This window comes from Paraburkholderia phenoliruptrix, from assembly GCF_047325075.1.
GTDB lineage: Bacteria > Pseudomonadota > Gammaproteobacteria > Burkholderiales > Burkholderiaceae > Paraburkholderia > Paraburkholderia phenoliruptrix.
The window spans coordinates 1,544,294-1,566,096 of record NZ_CP168530.1 but is presented as its reverse complement, the minus strand read 5'-3'; the positions used below and the strand labels follow the sequence as shown (position 1 = coordinate 1,566,096).

17 protein-coding genes are annotated in these 21,803 nt (G+C 62.9%); 11 read left to right on the top strand and 6 right to left on the bottom strand.

The window, feature by feature from the left end:
- Window positions 1-5: 5 nt before the first annotated feature.
- Entirely contained in the window at window positions 6-2,288 is a 2,283-nt protein-coding gene (locus tag ACEN8U_RS06965; RefSeq protein ID WP_013590292.1) for an amylo-alpha-1,6-glucosidase, read from the bottom strand.
- 330 nt (window positions 2,289-2,618) lie between these two features.
- Between ACEN8U_RS06965 and ACEN8U_RS06960 the strand changes: the two genes are divergently transcribed.
- Window positions 2,619-3,020, top strand: coding sequence for a hypothetical protein (locus ACEN8U_RS06960; protein ID WP_013590293.1), 402 nt, complete (start codon window positions 2,619-2,621; stop codon window positions 3,018-3,020).
- Window positions 3,021-3,131: 111 nt separating this feature from the next.
- Here the strand turns inward: ACEN8U_RS06960 and ACEN8U_RS06955 are convergent, their stop codons facing one another.
- Both ACEN8U_RS06955 and ACEN8U_RS06950 read right to left on the bottom strand, forming a co-directional pair.
- Entirely contained in the window at window positions 3,132-4,184 is a 1,053-nt protein-coding gene (locus ACEN8U_RS06955) for a rod shape-determining protein (protein ID WP_310107536.1), read from the bottom strand.
- Between the two features lie 196 nt (window positions 4,185-4,380).
- Complete coding sequence (locus tag ACEN8U_RS06950) at window positions 4,381-5,040, bottom strand: alpha/beta hydrolase (protein ID WP_310107534.1); 660 nt, start codon at window positions 5,038-5,040, stop codon at window positions 4,381-4,383.
- Between the two features lie 337 nt (window positions 5,041-5,377).
- On the opposite strand from ACEN8U_RS06950, the gene ACEN8U_RS06945 reads away from it, so the two are divergent.
- The 10 genes from ACEN8U_RS06945 (at window position 5,378) to ACEN8U_RS06900 (ending at window position 17,775) form a co-directional block, all read left to right on the top strand.
- On the top strand, window positions 5,378-6,964 hold the full coding sequence (locus ACEN8U_RS06945) for a DHA2 family efflux MFS transporter permease subunit (RefSeq protein WP_310107532.1): 1,587 nt from the start codon (window positions 5,378-5,380) through the stop codon (window positions 6,962-6,964).
- A 91-nt stretch (window positions 6,965-7,055) separates the two neighbouring features.
- Window positions 7,056-7,970: a glutaminase gene (locus ACEN8U_RS06940; RefSeq protein ID WP_310107530.1), complete on the top strand. Its 915-nt coding sequence runs from the start codon at window positions 7,056-7,058 to the stop codon at window positions 7,968-7,970.
- Between the two features lie 281 nt (window positions 7,971-8,251).
- Window positions 8,252-10,090, top strand: coding sequence for a glutamine--fructose-6-phosphate transaminase (isomerizing) (gene glmS / locus ACEN8U_RS06935; protein ID WP_310107528.1), 1,839 nt, complete (start codon window positions 8,252-8,254; stop codon window positions 10,088-10,090).
- 129 nt (window positions 10,091-10,219) lie between these two features.
- On the top strand, window positions 10,220-11,752 hold the full coding sequence (locus ACEN8U_RS06930) for a N,N-dimethylformamidase beta subunit family domain-containing protein (protein ID WP_310107526.1): 1,533 nt from the start codon (window positions 10,220-10,222) through the stop codon (window positions 11,750-11,752).
- A gap of 479 nt (window positions 11,753-12,231) precedes the next feature.
- Window positions 12,232-12,972 carry a helix-turn-helix domain-containing protein gene (locus ACEN8U_RS06925; RefSeq protein ID WP_310107525.1) on the top strand — a complete coding sequence of 247 codons (741 nt, stop codon included), beginning with the start codon at window positions 12,232-12,234 and terminating at the stop codon, window positions 12,970-12,972.
- 12 nt (window positions 12,973-12,984) lie between these two features.
- Window positions 12,985-13,197, top strand: coding sequence for a hypothetical protein (locus tag ACEN8U_RS06920; protein ID WP_309588521.1), 213 nt, complete (start codon window positions 12,985-12,987; stop codon window positions 13,195-13,197).
- Window positions 13,198-13,354: 157 nt separating this feature from the next.
- Window positions 13,355-14,308: a GlxA family transcriptional regulator gene (locus ACEN8U_RS06915; RefSeq protein ID WP_310108062.1), complete on the top strand. Its 954-nt coding sequence runs from the start codon at window positions 13,355-13,357 to the stop codon at window positions 14,306-14,308.
- A 46-nt stretch (window positions 14,309-14,354) separates the two neighbouring features.
- Window positions 14,355-15,659, top strand: a complete 1,305-nt coding sequence (locus ACEN8U_RS06910; RefSeq protein ID WP_310107523.1) for a flippase — start codon at window positions 14,355-14,357, stop codon at window positions 15,657-15,659.
- 36 nt (window positions 15,660-15,695) lie between these two features.
- Window positions 15,696-16,655 carry a glycosyltransferase family 2 protein gene (locus tag ACEN8U_RS06905; protein WP_014971884.1) on the top strand — a complete coding sequence of 320 codons (960 nt, stop codon included), beginning with the start codon at window positions 15,696-15,698 and terminating at the stop codon, window positions 16,653-16,655.
- Window positions 16,656-16,866: 211 nt separating this feature from the next.
- On the top strand, window positions 16,867-17,775 hold the full coding sequence (locus ACEN8U_RS06900) for a LysR family transcriptional regulator (protein ID WP_310107521.1): 909 nt from the start codon (window positions 16,867-16,869) through the stop codon (window positions 17,773-17,775).
- A 5-nt stretch (window positions 17,776-17,780) separates the two neighbouring features.
- On the opposite strand, the gene ACEN8U_RS06895 is transcribed toward ACEN8U_RS06900, so the two are convergent.
- From ACEN8U_RS06895 to ACEN8U_RS06885, 3 genes are all read right to left on the bottom strand, one after another.
- Window positions 17,781-19,157 (bottom strand): MFS transporter, encoded by a 1,377-nt coding sequence (locus ACEN8U_RS06895; protein WP_310107519.1) that lies wholly within the window; start codon window positions 19,155-19,157, stop codon window positions 17,781-17,783.
- Window positions 19,158-19,224: 67 nt separating this feature from the next.
- Entirely contained in the window at window positions 19,225-20,946 is a 1,722-nt protein-coding gene (locus ACEN8U_RS06890; RefSeq protein ID WP_310107517.1) for a GMC family oxidoreductase, read from the bottom strand.
- Window positions 20,947-20,996: 50 nt separating this feature from the next.
- Entirely contained in the window at window positions 20,997-21,803 is an 807-nt protein-coding gene (locus ACEN8U_RS06885) for an enoyl-CoA hydratase/isomerase family protein (protein WP_310107516.1), read from the bottom strand.

Below are 21,803 nucleotides of genomic sequence, written 5' to 3'. Positions count from 1 at the left end.
CGCCGTCACAGCAGTGCGACCACCCGCACGTCGCCCTGTTCCGCCGACGCCACCACCTTCTCGCCGATGCGCCTGAAGGTGATCGACACGGAAGCGTCGCCGACGCGCAGATCGCCCACTTCCAGCCAGTCGATGCCTTCCGGCAGCATCGGCTGCTCGATCACAACCTCGCGGCGCTCGGCGTCGATCGTGATCCCCAGACATGCTTCGAGCATCATGAACGGCGAGCCCGCCGCCCACGCCTGCGGCAGGCAGGCAACCGGATAGGCGGTGGGCGGCTCGCCGCGCCGGCGCGGGAAGCCGCAGAAGAGTTCCGGCAGACGCATGTCGAAATTGACCGCCGCCTGGAACAGCGCCTGCAGGAGCCGCACCGCCGCCGCCTTGCCGCCGTATCGCGACAGGCCGCGCGCGCAGATCGCGTTGTCGTGCGGCCACACTGAGCCGTTGTGATACGCCATCGGGTTGAAACGCGACTGGCTCGCCGCCAGCGTACGCACGCCCCAGCCGGTGTGGAACAGCGTGGAATCGAGCGCGCGCACGACCGATTCGCCGCGCTCGCGTGAAGGCAAGCCGAAGGCCAGCAGGTGCCCGGCATTCGACGCCATGACGCGGCACAGTTCGCCGTGACCGTCGAGCGCGATGCCGTAAAAGCCCGACTCTTCCATCCAGTATTTTTCTTCGACGCATTCGCGCAGCTTTTTAGCCCGTGCCTTGTATTGCCCCGCTGCGTCGTGCATGCCGCGCAGCTTCGCGTAATGGGCCATGGTGTCGAAAGCGGCGCTGGCATAGGCCTGCACTTCGACGAGCGCGATCGGGCCGTCGGGGAAGCGGCCGTCGGCATGAAACACGGAGTCGTGACTGTCTTTCCAGCCCTGGTTGGCGAGGCCGCCGTCCGACTCGCGCTGATAGTCGAGCAGACCGAAGCGGTTCTTGTCGCACACGCCCGCGACCCAGGCGGCCGCGCGCTCGAGCGCGGGCCAGAGTTCGTCGATCAGGCCGACATCGCCCGTGCGAGCCGCATAGGCGCCGGCGAGCACGATGAAGAGCGGCGTAGTGTCGACGCCGCCGTAATACAGCGCGAACGGCACTTCGCCGGTGGCGGCCATTTCGCCCTTGCGCATCTCATGCATGATCTTGCCGGGCGCGGCATCGCGAAACGGCGAGTTCTCGTGCGCCTGATGCTCGGCGAGAAAACGCAGCACGCCGGCCGCGAGTTGCGGCTGCAACCACAGCGTCTGCAGCGAGGTGATCACGGCGTCGCGGCCGAACGGCGTGGAAAACCACGGAATGCCTGCATACGGATACGGGCCTGTCGCGAGGTCGGTGGTGAGGAGGCCCAGGTCCGCGAGCGAGCGGTCGATCCATGCATTGAAGAGCGGATTGCTCGAACGCACGCGCGCGGTCACGCGGCGCCGCTCGCGCATCACGAGGTGCGCATCGACCAGCGCCGCGCGCACCGCCGCCCGGCCGACGCGCGGCCGCTCAGTGTCGATCTGCGACATATGCGCTTCGCTCAGCGGATGAGTCGGCGACGACACGCCGGCACTCGGCGCGTCCGGCTTCTTCGCGACCACCTGCACGGCGACCGAGAGATAGATCGACACGCAGGCCTGCGCCGGCAGCTTGACCGTGTAGTCCGCGCGATTGGCAAAGAGCTTGTCGGGCTGCGGCGCGAAGGCGATCTGCACATTGCGCGCCACGTCGTCGAGGCCGACGTAGCCGAGCAGCACCTCGTCGTTCTCGACGCGCGCCGGCTCGATACTTCCTTGCTGCGCGCGCTTCAGGCCGCGCACTTCGAACATGTCGCGGAAGTCGCTCGCAAACGAAATGGACAGCGGCACGACGGCGTCGCTCGTGCCGTAGTTGGTGAGTTCGATTGCTTCGTTCAGCACCGTGCCCGACAGCACGCGCACGCGCTCGACGTGGATCACGCCTTCGGGCGTGCTGTCGCCGCCGAGCGGCGGCAACGGGCGGTTGGTCAGATGCGCGGTAAAGGACGTGTTGTCGCTGCTGACGCTGCCCGAGAGCAGCGACGGCGCGCGGCCGCCGAAGGTCAGGCGCAGTTGCGAGAGGACGCGGGTGTCGTTGACAAAGAGGCCGTCGTCGTGGCCCGTGATATCGCCGAGCGGGTCGTTGACGATAAAGGTATCGCCCGACTTCAGCACATGCTGCGTGGCGCTCGCAACGTTGAGGTTTTCCGTCGGGATGAATACGCCGTCCGGCTCGGATTCGCGATGGTCGATTCCGCCCGAGTGGGACAGGCCGCCGAGGGCTTCAGGCTGCTGCATCAGGGTCGCTCCTATGGTTCGCTGCTGCGTATGCTTCACTTGCGGTCGTCGCCGGCGCGTGGCCGGCCGCTTCCGATTGTAGAAGCTCTCGTCTCGTCAGACGAACTTATCACGGGCGAGTTTCGGTTTTTTTTCGATGGCACGCGACCTGCAGGCATGCGCATGAGCGCGCTCGCAGCAACAATGTTTTGCTCCGGCGGCACTGAGTGCGCGAGAGGCCTTCTGCGATACTCCGTTCGTGTTCCGCTAGCCCGGCGGAACACATCGCTGTGTTTGGCCCGCCGTCGAGGCGGGTCTTTTTGATCAGCCAGCAGAACAGGAAGAACCCGAATGAACGCCTCGCTTGAAACGCTTTTTCCGGATCATGTGCATGCCGCAGACAGCGCCGTCAGCGCGCTGAACCATCAGGACATCGTGGTCGCTTTGTCGGCGGCCTTGAAGAAGCAGGACGTAGCGGTGCTCCACATGCTGTATCCGCGCACCGACGCGCGCACGCATCGCAGTCTCGATACGCTCGTCGACGTGCTGCATGGACATGGCCTGCACGAAGTCGCCGACCTCATCGCGCAGGAAGCGCACTATCTGTTGATCAAGGAGCCGGCGAAGGCGTGGAAAGTCTTCCACGAAATTCGCAACGACTCGCTCGCGATCGGCGTGCATCTCTACTATCACGGTCTCGTCGGCGAAGCGGCGGAACGCGCGCTCGACAAGGACGCGCATCGCAAGGCATGAGCTCGCCGCTGACCTCGCCGCGCGGGTGATTGCGTCGATGCCACGATGGAAGGCCGGCGCGATGCCCGGCGCAGGTTGATCGAATCGCGCGGGCGAAAGGCTACCGCAGCGTCATTCGCAGGCGAATTCGTCGAGCAGGCCCGTGGCGGCCGCCGCACCCGCGCCGCGCACCGCACAGGTGAGCGGCTCGTCCGCGACGCGCACTTCAAGGCCGATTTCATGGGTGAGGCGCCGCTCCAGATTGCCGAGCAGCGCGCCGCCGCCCGTCAGCACGATGCCGTTGTGCGCGATATCGGTGACGAGTTCGGCCGGCGCCATTTCAAGCCCGCGCTTGACCGCGCCGATCACCTGACGCAGCGGCCCTTCGATGGCGTCGGCGATATCGTGGTTGCTCAACTGGACCGTGCGCGGCAGCCCGTCGTCGACACTGCGGCCGGTCGCGTTCATGTGCTCCGCGGGCACGTCGCGCACGGCGGTGCCGATGTTCTTCTTCACGTGTTCGGCCGTCTGCTCGCCGAGCAGCACGCCATACAGATTGCGCACATAACTGACGATAGCCATGTCGAAGGCGTCCCCGCCCACGCGGATCGAGCCGCTGTAGGCGGTGCCGCCGAGCGTCAGCACGCCCACTTCCGTCGTGCCGCCGCCGATGTCGACGACCATCGAACCCGTCGCCTCGGCGACCGGCAAGCCCGCGCCGACCGCCGATGCCAGCGATTCGCCGATCAGGCTCACCTTCCACGCGCCCGCCGACACCGCCGCTTCCTTGATCGCGCGGCGCTCCACCTGAGTCGCACCGGCCGGCACGCACAGCGTGAAAGCGGCACGGCGGCTGAAGATCTGCCGCGGACGGGCCATGTCGACGAATTGCCGGATCATGTGCTCGGCGGCGGAAAAGTTGGCGATCACGCCGTGGCGCATGGGCCGCACGGCTTCGAGATTGCGCGGTGCGCGGCCGAGCAGCTGGCGCGCCTCGGTGCCCACCGCCGCCACGCGTTTCGGGCCGCTTGCGTGGTCCTTCTCGAAACAGACGACCGACGGCTGGTTCAGCACGATGCCGCCGTCGTCGGTATAGATGAGAGTGTTGGCGGTGCCGAGGTCCACGGTCACAGCCTGGCGGAACAGTCGATCGAAAAGCGGGTGATGCGGCGTCGGTCTGGCCATAAGAAGGCTCTGTTGTGTCGCTCAGTAGCGTCGCTCGGCTGCCAGGCCAGCTCATGCGCGACAGTGTGGAAAATGCGCCCCCGGTCACCCAGGCCGCGGGCATTGCGCAGTCCCGCGACGGGCGTGATTTTCGTGCTATGAGCAGTTAACGGCAAGCCGATCAATAACTTTAGGGCCGCTTTTCGCGCCGACCGTATCAATCGCGCGACAGCGCGCCCAGCGTGCGTTCCAGCGCCGCCTCGCCGAGCGCGACGCCGTCCGCGCTGATCGTATGGCCGACGCCCGGCAACGCGTAGGCATCCACGGTATAGCCCGCCGCGCTGAAGGCGTCCGCGGCGTATTCGAGTTCCTGAACCGGAATCACCTCGTCTTCCTCGCCGTGAATCAGCGTGAGCGGCGTCCCGTTGCGGGCGACGACCGGCGACGCGAGCCGCCCGGAATAGGCGACGACGCAGGCGGCGCCTTCCGCGCTCGTCGCCACGTGATGCAGCGCCATGATGGAACCTTGCGAAAAGCCGACTAGCGCAAGGCGTCCGAAAGCAAGCTGCCCATGCGCGAGCTCGGCTTCGAGCATGCGGCGCAGGGCCGCGTAAGCCGCCACCGCGCGCGCCTCGCGGTTGCCTTCGCTGATGTCGCGCAGACTGAACCACTGCCGGCCGCCGAAACCGCCGTCGAACGGATCGGTGCCGTCGAGCGAGGTGAAGGCCACGTCCGGCAGACGCTCGCTCCAGATGTCCGCGAGCGGCATCAGATCGCGCGCGTTGCTGCCCACGCCGTGCATCAATACCACCAGCGCTTTGGCGGGCGTTTGCAACGGCGCGCGCCGCCAGCCATGTTCGAATTGCTCCCAGGCCATATTGCTTTTCCTTCGCTTTCATTGAATTGCGGTTGATGGCGGCCACGCGCACACCGGGCGATGCGGCGCTATGCGCGCTGGTTCGGTCCTAGCCGCGAGCATACGCTGTCGGCTCGGCTTGCGGTGCTGGCGGTGCCTGGCGCGGCTCGTGCAGCCAGCCTCGGCTGGCCGTGCCGGCGACGTCGAAAGATGAATGCAGGTATGCTTTTGCGAGCATTTGGCGGACCCGCGGCGCGGCTTGAACGCGGCGCCCATGCACACGCACTTGCATGTGCAGCCAGCGTTGCGCCACGGCAAACCGCGCGAGGTCCGCCGCATATCGATCCGGGAGAACGTCTTGAGCCAACCTTCGTCCGCGGCGTCGCCGACGCCCGCCTCCGCTCCGCCCGCTCCTCCGCCGCCGCTACAAGGCGGTCAGCTGGTGCTCGCGACCATCGCCGTCGCGCTCGCCACGTTCATGAACGTGCTGGACACGTCCATTGCGAACGTCGCCATCCCCACCATTTCCGGCAACCTGGGCGTTTCCGTCGACGAAGGCACGTGGGTCATCACCGTATTTGCCGCGGCCAATGCCGTGTCGATTCCGCTCACCGGCTGGCTCACGCAGCGTATCGGCCAGGTCAAGCTGTTCGTCGGCGCGATTCTGAGCTTCGTGCTCGCGTCGTGGCTGTGCGGCATTGCGCCGACGCTGCCGGTGCTGCTCCTCGCGCGGGTGTTCCAGGGCGCGGTGGCCGGGCCGCTGATCCCGCTGTCGCAGGCCATTCTGCTCGGCTCCTATCCCAAGGAAAAAGCCTCGACCGCCCTCTCGCTCTGGGCAATGACCGCCACCGTCGGTCCGATTGCCGGCCCCGCGCTCGGCGGCTGGATCACGGACAGCTACAGCTGGTCATGGATCTTCTACATCAACATTCCGGTGGGCATCTTCGCTGCGGGCGTCACATGGATGATCTATCGCACTCGCGAGTCGCCCACCCGCAAGCCGCCTATCGACGTGGTCGGGCTCGGCCTGCTGATCACGTGGGTCGCGTCGCTGCAGATCATGCTCGACAAAGGCAAGGACCTCGACTGGTTCGCCTCGCCGGTTATCGTGATTCTCGGGCTGACGGCGCTGATCAGCTTTGCGTTCTTCCTCGTGTGGGAGTTGACGGAAGAGAACCCCATTGTCGATTTGCGGCTCTTTCGCGAGCGCAACTTTCTGGGCGGCACGGTAGCGATTTCCGTCGCGTACGGCGTGTTTTTCGGCAACCTCGTGCTGTTGCCGCAATGGATGCAGGAGTACCTGAATTACCGTTCCGTCGACGCCGGTCTCGTCACCGCGCCGCTCGGCGTGTTCGCCGTGATTCTGGCGCCGGTGATGGGCCGCGTGCTGCCGCGCTCGGACGCCCGCATCATTTCGACCATGGCGTTTGTCGGTTTCGCGATCGTCTTCTATATGCGCTCGAAGTACGTGATCGAAATCGACACCTGGCATCTCGTGATACCCACGCTGCTGCAGGGCATTCCCATGGCGCTCTTCTTCGTGCCGCTCACCGCCATCATCCTGTCGGGACAGCCGCCGCACAAGATTCCGGCGGCGGCCGGCCTGTCGAATTTCGTGCGCGTCTTTTGCGGCGCGGTGGGCACCTCGGTTGCCGGCAACGCGTGGAATAACCGTACCGTGCTGCATCATGAGCGGCTGACCGAACGCGCTTCGGTCAACAACCCGTTGTTCAATCAACAGATCGATTCGACGCAGTCGCTGCTGCATATGAATACGCAGTCGGCGCACGCGCTGTTCGATTTCACCGTCAATACGCAGGCCGCGATGATGGGGCTGAACGACATCTTCTTCGTGTCGGCGGTGATTTTTATTCTGATCATTCCGCTGATCTGGATCACGCGGCCTGCCAAGGGCGGTGGCGGGGGCGCAGCGGGCGCGCATTGAGCGGCCCAGTGAGTTGCACATTGCGCGGGCGTCCTATGCCCAATCCGGTGGAAGTTGCCAGTAGAATCGCGGCTCCACCGGGTTGAGCCTTATGAACTACGCATCCATTCTCGAACAGATTCATCGCGACTTGCGGCCTTATCTAGGCACCGGCAAGGTCGCGGATTACATTCCGCAACTGGCAAAAGTCCCCGCCGACAGCTTCGGCATGGCGATCGTCACGGCATCGGGCGAGGTATTCCGGATCGGCGAAGCCGACACGCGTTTTTCGATTCAGAGTATTTCCAAGCTATTCGCCTGCACCATGGCGTTCCGCCTGCTCGGCGACGCGCTGTGGCAACGTGTCGGCCGCGAGCCGTCGGGCAATGCTTTCAATTCGCTGGTGCAGCTCGAGGCGGAGCATGGCAAGCCGCGTAATCCGTTCATCAATGCAGGGGCACTGATCGTCACCGATGTGCTGTGCCGGCGTTTCGTCCAAGCCGAAACCGCACTTGTCGAATTCATGCGACGCTTAACAGGCGAGACCAGCATCGACTACGACTCGCGCGTCGCTCAATCGGAATTGCAGCACGCGCATCGCAATCGCGCGATGGCGCATTTCATGGCAAGCTTCGGCAACGTGGAAATGCCGCCAGAAGTCGTGGTCGACGCGTATTGCCGGCAATGCGCCATCTCCATGAGCTGCGTCGAGCTGGCCAAAGCCGCACTCTTTCTCACGAATCACGGGGTGGTGCCCGCCACTGGCGAGCGAATTCTCGATACGAGTTCCGCGAAGCGCCTCTCGGCACTCATGCTGACCTGCGGCACGTACGACGCCGCCGGCGACTTCGTTTACCGCGTCGGCTTGCCCGCGAAGAGCGGCGTGGGCGGCGGCATCGTTGCGGTGCTGCCCGGAGAAATGGCAGTGTGCGTCTGGTCACCTGGGCTCGACGCCAATGGCAATTCACTAGCCGGCGTGCTCGCACTCGAATGGCTGACGACTTATACGGGAAAGTCAATTTTCTGATTGCTAACGAGCGCAGGCGCACAGACATTCGCGGCGAATCAGCGATAGACACCGTCATTTCACGAGAGCATCAATGTCATTTCTCCAATGACTAGACGGCATGCGCATGTTTCATGGCTGTTGCATGCGAAACCAACTTGCTCAATTACCGGACAACCGTTCAACGTTTCGCGCCGCGTGCGAGCGCGAGGGCCTCTTCGTGTCTATGCTTGGTTGCAATGCAACAGAATGAATAGTTCTGCCCTGCCTGTCCGAATCGCAGCGAAATCAGGAGACCTTCCATGTGCGGAATCGTAGGAGCAGTGGATCGCCGCGATGTCACTTCCCTGTTGACCGAGGGCTTGCGGCGCCTCGAGTACCGCGGCTACGACTCGTGTGGAATCGCTGTCCTGCAGCAGGGTGCACTGCGGCGCGTGCGCAGTGTGGCGCGAGTCGCGAATCTCGCCGCGGAAGTTGCCGCGGCTAACCTGTCCGGAATGATCGGTATCGCACATACAAGATGGGCGACGCATGGTGCGCCTGTCGCGAAGAATGCGCATCCCATCTTTTCCAGCGGCGAAATCGCCATTGTTCATAACGGCATCATTGAAAATCACGAATCGCTGCGAGAGGAACTGCAAGCGCACGGTTATGTTTTCGAATCCGATACGGACACCGAAGTTGTTGCGCACCTGATTCATCGGATGTGGACGGAGCAAGCGGCGCAAGGCGCAAAAGACCTGCTTTGCGCAGTGCGTCATGCTCTCGAGCGGCTTCATGGTGCTTACGCCATTGCGGTGTTCGCGAGGAATGACCCGGGCCGCGTGATCGGCGCACGCGCGGGCTCCCCGCTCGTCGTCGGACTGGGCGAGCAAGGCAACTATCTGGCCTCCGACGTCATGGCGCTCGCGGGCGCGGTCGAGAACTTCATTTATCTGGAAGAAGGCGACATAGCGGAATTGACGCTTGACGGCGTGCGGCTCGTCGATCGCAGCGGCCATGCCGTTCAGCGCGACATCAAGGTACATCGTGCGAGCACGCACTCCGTGGAGCTGGGGCCGTATCGGCACTACATGCACAAGGAGATCTTCGAGCAGCCGAATGTCATTGCCGACGCAATCGAAAGAGTCGACACCATTTCCGCAGACTTATTCGGCCAGGGCGCACGCCACGCGTTTCGCGAAATCGATTCCGTATTGATCGTTGCGTGCGGAACGAGCTATTACGCCGGCATGACAGCCAAATACTGGCTCGAATCGCTTGCTAAAGTAGCCACGCAGGTAGAGGTTGCAAGCGAATACCGTTATCGCAGCAGCGTGGCGAATCCAAATACGCTGGTCGTGGTGGTGTCGCAGTCGGGCGAGACGGCCGACACGCTCGCTGCGCTCAAGCATGCTCAAACTCAAGGCCATCGGCACACACTGACTGTCTGCAACGTTGCCAGCAGCACCATGATGCGGCAAGCCGAATTCCAGCATCTGACGAGCGCCGGGCCGGAAATCGGCGTTGCGTCGACAAAAGCCTTTACCACCCAGCTCGTTGCGCTGTTCCTGCTGGCATTGACGCTCAGCAAGCAGCGCGGACGCCTTCCCGCCGCGCAGGAGGCAACGTTCCTGGATCAATTGCACCGTTTGCCGGGCAAACTGAACAGCGTGCTGGCGCTCGAAGCGCAGATCATCGCGTGGGCCGAAACATTCGCGCGGACCGACCATGCTCTTTTTCTCGGCCGCGGGCTGCATTATCCAATCGCGCTGGAAGGTGCATTAAAGCTGAAGGAAATCTCGTATGTCCACGCCGAGGCCTACCCTGCCGGCGAATTGAAGCACGGACCGCTTGCACTGGTGACAAGCCAGATGCCGGTCGTGGCAGTGGCACCGAACGACGCACTGCTCGACAAACTGAAGTCGAACCTGCAGGAAGTCAGGGCTCGCAGCGGCCAATTGTATGTATTCGCCGATGCCGATTCGCGAATTGCGAGCGGCGATGGGCTCCACGTGATTCGCATGCCTGAACATTACGGCAGCCTGTCGCCGATTCTGCACGTGGTGCCGCTACAGTTGCTGGCGTATCACACCGCGTGCGCGCGCGGCACCGATGTCGACAAACCCCGGAATCTGGCGAAGTCCGTTACGGTCGAATGAGGTGTAGCGCACAGACGCGCGGGGCGCATGTGTGTACAAGCAAACGGTTGCGCAAGCTGAATTGCGCGCCGCAATGCAATCGGAACTCATTAGCGGGCCCATGCCCGGCTATTCGCAAGGAAAGCGAACATGCAGATCTATCCGATTCATCCGAGCTTTACTGCGGGAGCGAGCTTCGACCTCGCGGTGGAGCCGAACAGGCGCTTTAGCATCGCCATTTATCAGCAACAGAACGACGACTCGCTCACGAGCCTGTGTGGCGTGGTCGTGGCAGGCAAAAGCGGCGTGAGCGCCAATCTGGTGGATGGCAAGTACGTCTTCGAGTCGACCGGCAATAGCGCGCCGATGCGCTTTAACGAGGACTGGAATTGGCCGACCATCACCCTCCGCCCGAACGTGTCGGGCTTGCACAGCGGCGCGTATGTGGCGATTGCCTACGAAGTGGACGGCGCGGGCCAGCCGGTTCATGAACTCGGGCGCGCCTGCGCCGCGCATCGCCCGGTCTTTGCGGCGCGGCCGGAAAGCGACAGCATGGCGCTCGTCATCGCCCGCCCGCGTGCGCCCACGGCTGCGCTCGCGTACATCATTCCGACGGCAACGTACCACGCGTACAACTCGACGGGCGGCGGCAGTTTCTACGACGACCGCGTCCATCGTTATCGCGCGGCGAACACCGTGAGCTTGCGACGCCCCGGCGGCGGTCTCGGTGCGCGGCTCGGCGAACCGGTCGATCCTTACGACACCCGCTCGACACGCCAGCAATTCGCTCATTGGGACGGCAAGTTCATACGCTGGCTGCGCAAGGAAGGCATTGCCTGCGATTTCTACACGGATCTCGATCTGCACAGCGCGACCGCACTCGATCTCACGCGCTACCGCTGCATGCTGAGCGTCGGGCATCACGAGTATTGGAGCGAGGAAATGCGGGCCCATGTCGCGTATTTCGTCACGCAAGGCGGAAACGTCGCGGTTTTCAGCGGCAATACGTGTTACCGGCCGGTCAGGTTTATCGGCTCGGAACCCGGCCAGCCGACTGAGATGCGCAAACTCGCGGAGAACTGGGATGTGCTGAAGGAACAGATCGACCTCGACCCGCGTGTAAGCGGCAATGAAAGCCATCTGATAGGACTGACGTATAAGCACGGCGGCGGCCACTGGGGTACGTGGTCACGCTGGCGCAGACGCTGGGTCAAATGCGAGCGCGAGCCGATCGGCTTTACGGTCAAGCGACCGGAACACTGGGCCTTCGCGGGTACTCATCTGCAGAAAGACGCCACATTCGGCGCAGAAGACCGCCTTGTCGGCTACGAGGCCGACGGCGTCCCTCCGGATTGGCCCGAGGACGCCTTCGAAACGCTCGCAGTCACGACTCGGCTCACGGGATGGGAAATGGGCGGTGCAGGCGCGATCGGCATATTCCGTCCACTGCTTCGAGACGGACGCCGCAGTAGAGGCGAAGTGTTCAACGTGGGCACGACCGACTGGGCTCGCGCGTTGGTCGACGTCACGGCAAAGAGCCATCTCGTCGTGCAGCAGATCACTCGCAACGTAATCCGCCAATACACGGGTACTGAAGAGACAAACGCATTGCAACACGACTCTGCGCTGCACGAAACAGCCGATGCCGGCGGCGAGATCGCATTACACACGGATGCAGGCTGATCGGACCGCTGCCGTGCCATAAACGCTGACCGTTGCCGACACAATGCTGTCCGGCCACGGCGTGATCGAGGGGAATTTTTATAGTGTGAATAAACGATTTTTGCGTTAATTCGTATTCCTATGTATATCTTTCCATGTACTGCACATGACGGTCCTTTATTGCCGTATTTCCTCTCGCTTTAACCGCCCTTTTTCACACTACACAAACAGGGTTTTGCTCGCCTCGCACTTGCGCCCGTCCCTTGATCGGCACGCGATAGCGATCGTCTGCGTTGTCAGCCAAGGTTGGCCGGTGAAGGCTGAATTTAGGTGAGCACGCAACGAGCCTTACAGCGTATCCTTTCATTCAAATCCAACGAAGAAGATTGCGTAAGCACCGTCCTCGGCGACGTCTCTTCGCTTCGCCCGACATAAAGCACTGTCATACCTGACCGGCATTCGACCAATAACGCGCAACGCTCTGAGCACCAGGAGACAGCATGAATAAACTCGCCCCCGCTAGTTGCCTCCCACCGACGGATAACGCGGCACAAGTACTTCGTCTGATTAATACGAATGCCCGTATTGATATCGTGTCGAGCTATGAGTTCGAACGTCGTGACGAAGGCCGAATGAGTGGAGAAAGACTTGCTGCCGATAGCGCCGCGTCGATGCGCCGCGCTCGCGAAGGCGCCGACAAACTGCAGATGCTGATTGCACCCGAAACCGATGCCACGCTTGCTTCCATCGTACGGTCCCGCCTGGATTGTCAAGACCTGATTGCGCTGGTATGGATCCTGGACCACACAGATCGCGGCAATGTGATGGCGCGGCCGGCTGAAATACGTATCACCTTCCTTCGGCAACCCGATCACGCAAGCTCCGCAACGTCCGTTCAGCCGAAAAAGGAAGACGACAAGATTCGCGCTTGCGCGCAATGGCTCACCGAAAACTGCGAGCACGAGATTTCGATTGCCGATGTCGCTCAAACCGCGGCGATGAGCGAGCGGACTTTTCTGCGCCGGTTCCGTCAGCAGATCGGCACGACTCCGTCCGAGTATCTGCTGCAAGCACGGCTGGAACGGTCTCGCAGGCTGCTCGGCGAATCGGATCTTCCGGTTGACAAGATTGCCCGACGCAGCGGCATGGGCAACGGATCGCAGCTCGCCAAGCTGTTTCGCAAGCGGTTCGGAGTCTCGCCCACGGAGTTCCGGCGCCGCGCCCGCACAGGTCCTGCCTGAGCGAGCGCGACCATGGAAGAAGGCCGGCCGCATGGTCATTGGCGAGACCTGCCCCTGGCGTCGCGTGCCGAAAGGTTCGCGTTCACGTCGATATTGATTGGTTTTGGAACTGTGTATGTTTTTGCCGTAATCGTTGTTTTTCTTCTGGTGGCGATTGCAATGATTCCAGTGCGGATTTTCTCTGCGATTGCCGGCGTTATCAGGGCCGCAAAGCGGCGCGGATAACAGTGTTTCAGGCGAGCCGCGCACTGGCGATGCGCGACAAGCAATTGGCGGTTGTGCCGCCGATTAGCCGGGATTTGCAGAATCCGCCGCCACTACAATCCAGCTGTCGCCGTGTTTTCAAGTGCATTTCATAACTATATTGGGAGCCCAAATCGTGATGGATCTCGTTGAACTCTCCAGGCCGATCGTCAATGAGAAGCGCGACTGCCCGGAAAGGTCAAGGCACATTGGCCTTCTCGTGTCGCAGAACTTCTTTACGGCAAGCGCCGGCGCGATAGGCGACGCTTTCCGCCTCGCCAACCGGGCGGAATTGCACCGCAGCGAAGACATGCCGTACCGGCTCACGGTATTGTCAGAAGAAGGCGGGCTCGTCACCAGCTCGTGCGGTATTTCAATCGTCACCGAGCAATTGAACCGCTACAGCGTCGGTGACTTTCACGCGTTCTTTGTGGCATGCCGCGACGCGACGGCTACCGCCGAGCCGAACGACCGCCTTCACTCGTGGATCACGCGCCATGGCGCCGTTGCATCGCTGCGCATTACGCAGGGCTCGAGGCTTGCGGTGGTCTACAAGAATGCTTCGCGGCTCGCAGTCCCCATCTTTCTATTCGACGACAATCCCGTGACGTCCCGCCTGAGCGGCACGACGCCTGCCGAGCTGGCACTCTCGCAGATCGAGCGCGACCTGGGTCCGCTCATTGCCAGAAAGGTCGCCCTCGAACTGCAGACCAATGCTGCGAAGCACACGCGGCCGCGCGAAGGCGACGCGAAATCGCTGACTACGGCGACTAAGGTTCGCGAGTCGGCCCGCTGGATACAGGAGAACTACAGCAAGCCGATTTCAGTTGCACAGGCAGCGGAATCCGCGGCAATGAGCAAACGCAATTTCCGGCGCCGCTTCAAACAGGAGTTCGGCATGACGCCGCTGGAGTATCTGCTGCGCACGCGTTTTGACGTTGTCTGCACAATGCTGAGTTCTACCAACATACCGGTGGGGAAAATTGCGCGACGATGCGGAATGGGCGACGGCAACCGCCTCGGCCGTCTTTTCAAGGAAAGGTATGGCATGTCGCCTACTGAATTCCGCGCCCAGCGGCATGTGAGCCTGTGAGCGGCTTACTCATGAAGAAAGGCCCCCTCGCACCAGGCGCATTGTTATGACGACTCCGATCCGCAAGACGCTGTTGTATCTGATCCTGATCCAGGGCGGCAATTACATCGTACCGCTGCTGATGTTGCCGTACCTGGGTCATGTGCTCGGTGCGAGAGAGTTCGGGGTGCTGGCCTATTGTCAGGCTGTCGCGCAGTACATGGTGTTGCTGACCGACTACGGTTTCAACTTCACGGCCACGCGCCTCGTGTCCGTGAAACGCGACCATCCGGAGGGGCTCGCCGAGGTTTATACGAGCACATTCGCTGCACGGCTCGTGCTGGTTGCCGCGGCGCTTCTTCTGATAGTTGCAGGCATCGCGTACGTGCCGGATCTGCGAGACCATGCGGACGTGCTTGCCGCGCTGTTCGTCGGCATCGTTGCGAACGCCGTTACGCCCATCTGGCTTTTTCAGGGCCTCGAACGTATGCGTGCATTGGTGTTGCCGACCTTTGTTTCGCGATTTCTCGGTCTCGTGTTTCTCTATCTGGCCGTCAAGGGACCTGGCGATGCGGCGCTGGCTGCACTGGGCGTCAGTCTCGGCAATGTTCTGCTCGCGGTTTGCGCGCTGTGGATTCTGCATCGCAACCGACTGGTGAAACTCGTCGGCATCTCCGTGACAAAGATTGCCGAGGCGCTGAAGGACGGCTTTCCGTTATTTTTCTCGTTTGTATTGATCAGCTTCTATGTGAACTTCAATTCGATCCTGCTGAATTACTTCCACGGACCGGAAGTGGTGGGTCAGTTCGCGATGGCAGACAAGATTCGTGTGGCCGCACAGGCTATGTTCATGGTGATCAGTCAGGCGTTCTATCCGCGCATCAGCCAATACCACGCAACCGATCGGCAAGCCGCACAGCGCCTCATGCGCATGGCGATGCTCGCCGTGTTCTCCACGTCGATCAGCCTCTTTATCGGCATCGAGTTGCTTGCTGCATGGGGGATCGAAACTTGGGTCGGCCCGCAGTTCGATGCGTCGATCCCCCTCTTGCGACTCGAAGCGGTGCTACCGCCGATCATCAGCGTAGCCGTCGTATTCGGCGACCTCGGACTGCTCGCTCAAGGCCGGGCGCGTTCGCTGACCAATGTGTTTCTCGGCGCGACGGTTCTGCATCTTCTCTATGTCGTTCCACTCACGCGCTATGGCGGCGCAAAAGGAACGATCGCCGCGGTGATCCTGACCGAAGTGGTCGGCGCGGCGGCCTTCGTGTGGCTGTATTTTCGCGGCGCCGCGCCTCGCACACGAAGCGCGTCGCGGATGTCCGTTGCGTCGCCGGCGAGCCAGGAAGCACGCGGCGCGGATGCCGGTTGAATTGCAGTACTGCTTACCTAATTATCGAGGTGCCTTATGCCAGTTTTTTCGATCATCGTGCCGGCCTACAACGTGGAGCACTATCTCGACGAAGCGCTCGCCAGCGTTGCAGGACAGTCCTTCACGGACTTCGAGGCGATCATCGTGGATGACGGCTCCACGGACGGCACCGCCGCGATTGCGCGACGCTACTGCGAAAGCGATTCGCGATTCCGGTATGTGTATCAGCCGAACAGCGGGCAATCCGCGGCGCGCAATCTCGGCACCTCGCTGACGACGGGCTCCTACGTCTACTACATGGACAGCGACGACCTGATCGACACCGACACGTTGAGCGTATGCCATCGGGAATTCAGCCATTCCGACATCGACGCCGTCATGTTCGAAGCGGCGGTATTCCCGAACGACGCGCCCATGTACAAGCAGGAGGTCAACGGCTACCGGCGTCCGCTCGGCACCGCGAGATTGTGGTCGGAAGAGTTCGTCGTCGAGTCGTTGCGGCAAGGGCGCTATTTCGTGTCGCCGTGCTGCTTCATCGCGCGGCGCTCGGCCATCGGCAATCTGCGCTTCATCGAAGGCATCGTGTACGAGGACAATCACTTCTTCGCGGCCTTGCTGCTGCAGCAAAGGATCAAGCTCGCAGTGCTGAATCAGGCGCTGTTCAAAAGACGCCTGCGAATGGACTCGACGATGTTCACGACTAAAACGCTGCACCATTACAACAGCATGTACCGGCTGCTTCACGAGATGTCGGAGCTGTCTTTCATTGCGCTCGACCCTCCGGCGCGCGCGCGGATCAAGCAGGAGATCATCGGCAAGACGCTCGGCGACCTGCACTTTGCGAGCGCACTGGTCGGCCCTGATTTCAAGCTGCGCAGCATGAACGTAGCCGCAACCTGGTACGTCGCCACGCATATTTCCCCGCGGCTTTTTTCGGCGAAACGTCTATTGCTCGCGCTCGTGCCGGAACTCTACCGGCTGAAGCCCGAAATCTGACTGCGGTGCGCGCCCTTCTCTCGTTCAATTATCGCGCGGGAGTCGAGGTAAGAACGCAAGTCGCGCCGGACGCCAACCAGGCGTGGCTTGCGTTCGCGGCGGGCACAGGACGTCGACGTGACGATTTCATGGGAGAAACTCACCGGACCGACGTCATGAAAGACGGCGCACGGTACTATCTTCGTCGCCCCGTCCCGTATATCCCTGTCCCATGGAACTGAAGCAGATCCAGTACTTCATCGCGCTTTTCGAAGAAGGCACCGTCACGCGCGCCGCCAGGCGGCTCAACATTGCGCAACCGGCGCTCAGCATGCAGATCGCCAAGCTCGAAACGGAGATCCGGCAGAAGCTCTTCGAGCGCGGGCCGCACGGCATGGCGCCGACCGAAGCCGCACGGCTGATGTACCGCCTTTACACGCCGATCATGCGCGACATCGATCACGCACGCGAGCACCTGAGCCGTCGCGATGTCATCGTGACAGGCCGCGTGTCGCTGGGGATGGTGTCGTCGGAGGCGCAGAGCGTGTTGCCCGAATCGCTCGCCCGATTCGATGCGCTTTTCCCGCAAGTGGAAGTCTCCGTCGCCGATGGCTTCAGCGCGCAACTGATCGATGCCGTCGAATCCGGCCGGCTCGATGCCGCCATCATCAACAAGCCGCGCGGACGGCTGACGCTCCACGTGGAGCCTTTGCTCGTCGAAGAAATGGTGCTGGTGACAAGCGTCGCGCACGGCCCAACGCTGCCCGACGAAATCGATCTCACACAACAGTCCGGCATCGAATTGGTGCTGCCCACGCGCCGCAACGGCCTGCGAGGCGCGCTCGATGCCGCGCTGATGGCGGCTGACGTCGTCGTCAAGCCGAAGTTCGAGATCGATCTGCTCAGCACCATCGTTCAGTTCGTTGAGCAGAGCCATGTCGCAACAATCCTGCCGCGCGTCGTCGTGCAGGCGAAAGTGGACGAAGGACGCTTGCGCGCACGCACGATCGCGTCGCCGCCGATCGTGCGTCACATCATTCAGGTCACGCATCCGAAGCGGCCGATCGGGCCGGCCGCCCAGGCGTTGATCGCCATCATCACCGAGGAGATCCGGCGCGTGACGGCAGGATCGCTCGAATGAGTCGATCAGGAAGGAGTGCGCGCCGAGCCGTTGTCGAGCTTGCCGAGCGTCTCCGGCACCACGAACGCGCCGATGAGAAAGATCACGCTGATTGCACCGACGAAGATCGAGAGCGTCGACGGCAACTGGCCCGCATCCTTCGCGACGAGCGAGACGAATGTCGGCATCATTCCGCCGATCGCGAAGCCGATATTCCACGAAAGACCCGTACCCGTCGCGCGGATCGCGGTCGGGAAGCGCTCGTTCAGGAAGATCAGCACGGGCGCATAACCCGCGCTGCCGAGCGCGGAAAGCAGCACCGCGTAGACGCCGACCATCGTGATGCTTTGCGCCGTCGGCAGCAGCAGGAACAGGCCGGGCAGCGCCACGAGCCGGATGATGCCGATCCAGATGAACGCGCCCTTGCGGCCGATGAACGTGCTGATGTGCCCCGCCGCGACCGACGCGATCACCACGGCCACGCTGCAGATCATCAGGATCGCGGCGGCCGCGCCGTTCGGCGCATGACTCACGACTTTGAGGAAGGTCGGCAGATAGCCCGACGTGAGGTAGTAGCCGCTGCCGCCGCCGATAGTCAGCAGCAGATTGACGAACAGCACGCTGCGATAGTCACGCGAGAACAGCGTGCGGATCGGCGAGCGCGCCACTTCGACGGCCGCGCTTTTCATTTGCGCGGCGGCCTTCGCGGCCTTCTCGGCGGCAAGCTTCTTCCAGAGCGGCGATTCTTCCAGACTGTTGAACACGAAGAAGCCGAGCAGCGAACTCACGATACCCGTGAAGAACATGCAGCGCCAGCCCCACACGTCGAATGCATTGCCGGGAAACAGCGAGGACATCGCCAGATAGGTAACCGACGCGAGCAGCGCGCCGAGTCCCGCGCCGCCGCCGCCGATCAGCCCCGACACCGCGCCGCGATACTTCGGTGCGACGGACTCGGTACCGATGGTATGCGTGGATGCGACCACGCCGCCGACGAACACGCCCTGCACGAGACGCAGCAGCAGAAACAACACCGGTGCGACGATGCCCGCCTGCGCGACCGTCGGCAGCGCGCCGAAGGCCGCCGTCGACACGCCGACGCCGACGACCGCGACGATCATCGCGCCCTTGCGGCCGTGACGGTCCGCATAAGAGCCGAAGAGCGCGGAGCCGAGCGGCCGCATCAATAGCGTCACCGCAAACGACGCGTAAACCGCGGCGAGCGAAAGCATCGCGTGCTCGGACGGGAAGAACAGACGCCCGACGATCGGCGCGACGTACAACAACACGAACAGGTCGAACAGATCGAGCGCCCAGCCCATGCACGACGCCATCACCGCGCCCATGATCTGCCGCTGATTAACCGGAAGCACAGTGGCCCCGTCTTGCGCTGCTACAGACATTTGCATCTCCTTGTGTGTCACAGGCACGCTTTGTTGGGTGCGCGCTCCAGTCGAGGTTGAAAAATCGTCAGCGGGCCGCGGCGAACGGCATTGCCACGCCCGCCCGTCGCTCGGCAACCATCGCATCGGCGATTTTCTCGGCGATCATGATGGTCGGTATGTTCGTATTCGCCGATGGCAGCCGCGGCATCAGCGAGGCATCCACGACGCGCAGCCCTCGTGTGCCTCGCACACGGCCTTGCGTGTCGGTCACGGCGTCGCGCTCCTGTGCGCCGCCCATGCGGCAGGTGCCGCTCGCATGCCACACGCCGAACACGTTCGCACGGATGAAATCGGCGAGCGCGTGGTCGTCGTGGATCAGCGAAGTCATCTTCAGGCCGCGCGTGAAGAAGCGTTCGACCAGCAGACGCCGCAGCGGCGGCGGTGTGTCGAGCAACGCGCCGAGGATCGAAGTCACAAGCGCATTGCCTTCGCCGACCTTGCTCAGCGCCTTCACGCGCGGCGAGAAAGCGGCCGGGAAGAAGTCGCGCGAATCGCGTCCCAGACCCGACGCATCGACGATGCGCGCCAGCATCCGCACGCCGGCGGCGAGCCGTTGCAGATCGCGTTCGTCGTCGAGCAGATTCAGATCGACGCGCGGCGCAACGGTCGCATCGGGCGACGCCAGTTGCACGCGGCCCCGTGAATAGGGCCGGTTGCACCACAGGAAAAAGAGGCCGAGCCGGTTGCCGAGCGCATGCCACGCTGCGCGCGTCGCGCTCGACAAATACAGATCCGACTCGTCGCAGCCCGCGACGCCCGAACTCATGCGCGCGGCCATCATGCTCGCGCGGCGTCGCGCAAGCGGCATCCGAAAGCGCGGCTCGAGAAAATGACAGAACGTGAGCGACGGATGATCCTGCAGATTGCGTCCGACGCCCGGCAAATCCACCGTACACGGAATACCCATCGCCGCGAGTGGGCGCGCATCACCGATCCCGGCGCGCATCAGCATGGCGGGCGACTGCAATGCGCCCGCGCTCAACACCACTTCGCCCGCACCGAAAGCCACGCGCTCGCCGTTCGCCGCAATCGCGACGACACCGCGCGCCGTCGCGCCTTCCATCACGATGCGCTCCACGCGCAGATTGGAATAGATGTTCAGATTCGGGCGCTTGCGCGTGGCTTCGTCGAGATAGGCGATGGCCGTCGACACGCGCTTGTCGTCGATGTTCGAGAACGCGCCCGGAAAGAACCCGTCGCCGAATTCGCCGTTCTGGTCCTGAAGTTCGGCGAAGCCGTTCGCGCGCAAACCCTTCGCGAATGCATGACAGAACGCTGGCCAGTCGCTCGGCATGATCCGGCGGATCGGCACCGGACCGTCGCTGCCGTGCAATGGGCCGCCTGGAAAGTTCACATCGCGTTCGAGCTTGCGAAAGTACGGCAGCACGTCGCGCCACGACCAGCCTTCGGCGCCGTTCGCGGCCCATTCGTCGTAGTCGCGCGGCAGGCCGCGATTGGCCGACTGCACGTTGATGCTCGAGCCGCCGCCCATCACGCGGCCCTGCTCGTAGACGCGCGGCGCGGCCTGCTGCGTGGCCCTCGCCTTCAGATCGGGCCAGATGTACGTGTCGCCGCAGAAGACGGGCATCGGATAGCTGTCGAGAATCGCCGCGGGCACCGCGCCCGGCGGCGTGTCGGCGCCCGCCTCGATCAGCGCGACGCGCACCGACGGCTCTGCCGACAGCCGATGCGCAAGCACGCATCCTGCCGAGCCGCCGCCTACGATCACGTAGTCGAAGCGATCCATCGCGTTGTCTCCTCTTGTCCCGTTCGCCGCGCGGCGTGTCAGGTATCAGCTCAGCTGCCGCGAAACACCGGCTTGCGCTTGCCATGAAACGCTTCGACGCCTTCGCGGAAATCGTCCGACGCGCGCAGACGGCTATAGCAGTGTCCTTCGAGCTCGATCGCGATCGACAAAGGCGCGTCTTCCGAATCGTTCAGAAGCTTCTTCGCGGTACGTTGCGCGAGCGGCGAGAATGCACGCAGTTCGTCGACGAGCGCATCCGTTGCCGATTCGAGTTCGGCGTCAGCGACGCAATCGACCGCGATGCCCCACTCGTACGCCTGTTTGCCCGGAATGCGGCGCGAGCGCATCACGATGTCCTTCGTGCGGCCGATGCCGACCATCGACTGCAAACGCGCCGAGCCGCCCGAGCCGGGAATCTGCCCGAGCTTCTGCTCCGGCAGCGCATAGAAGGTCGTATCGGTGACGATGCGGAAATCGCACGCCAGCGACAACTCGAAGCCCACGCCGAAGCAGAAGCCGCGATTGGCCGCGATCACCGGTTTGGAGCACCGCGCGGGCGCCGCGATGTTCCAGGCGAGCTTCGATACGTGCTCCGGCGAGGCTTCCAGAAAGCCCTTGATGTCACCGCCGCTCGAAAAGTGCTCGCCTTTCGCGCGCACGACGATCACGCGCACGCGCTCGTCTTCGTCGAGGGCTTCGAAGACGGCGCGCAACTGCTCGCGTGCGTGCATCGAAATGACGTTAAACGGCGGCCGATGCAGGATGATGTCGGCGCGCTCGCGCTGCGCGTCGATGTCGACCGAGAAACCGTCGAGGTCTTGCAGCAGGGTCTGGCCGCGATGGTTGAGATCACTCAT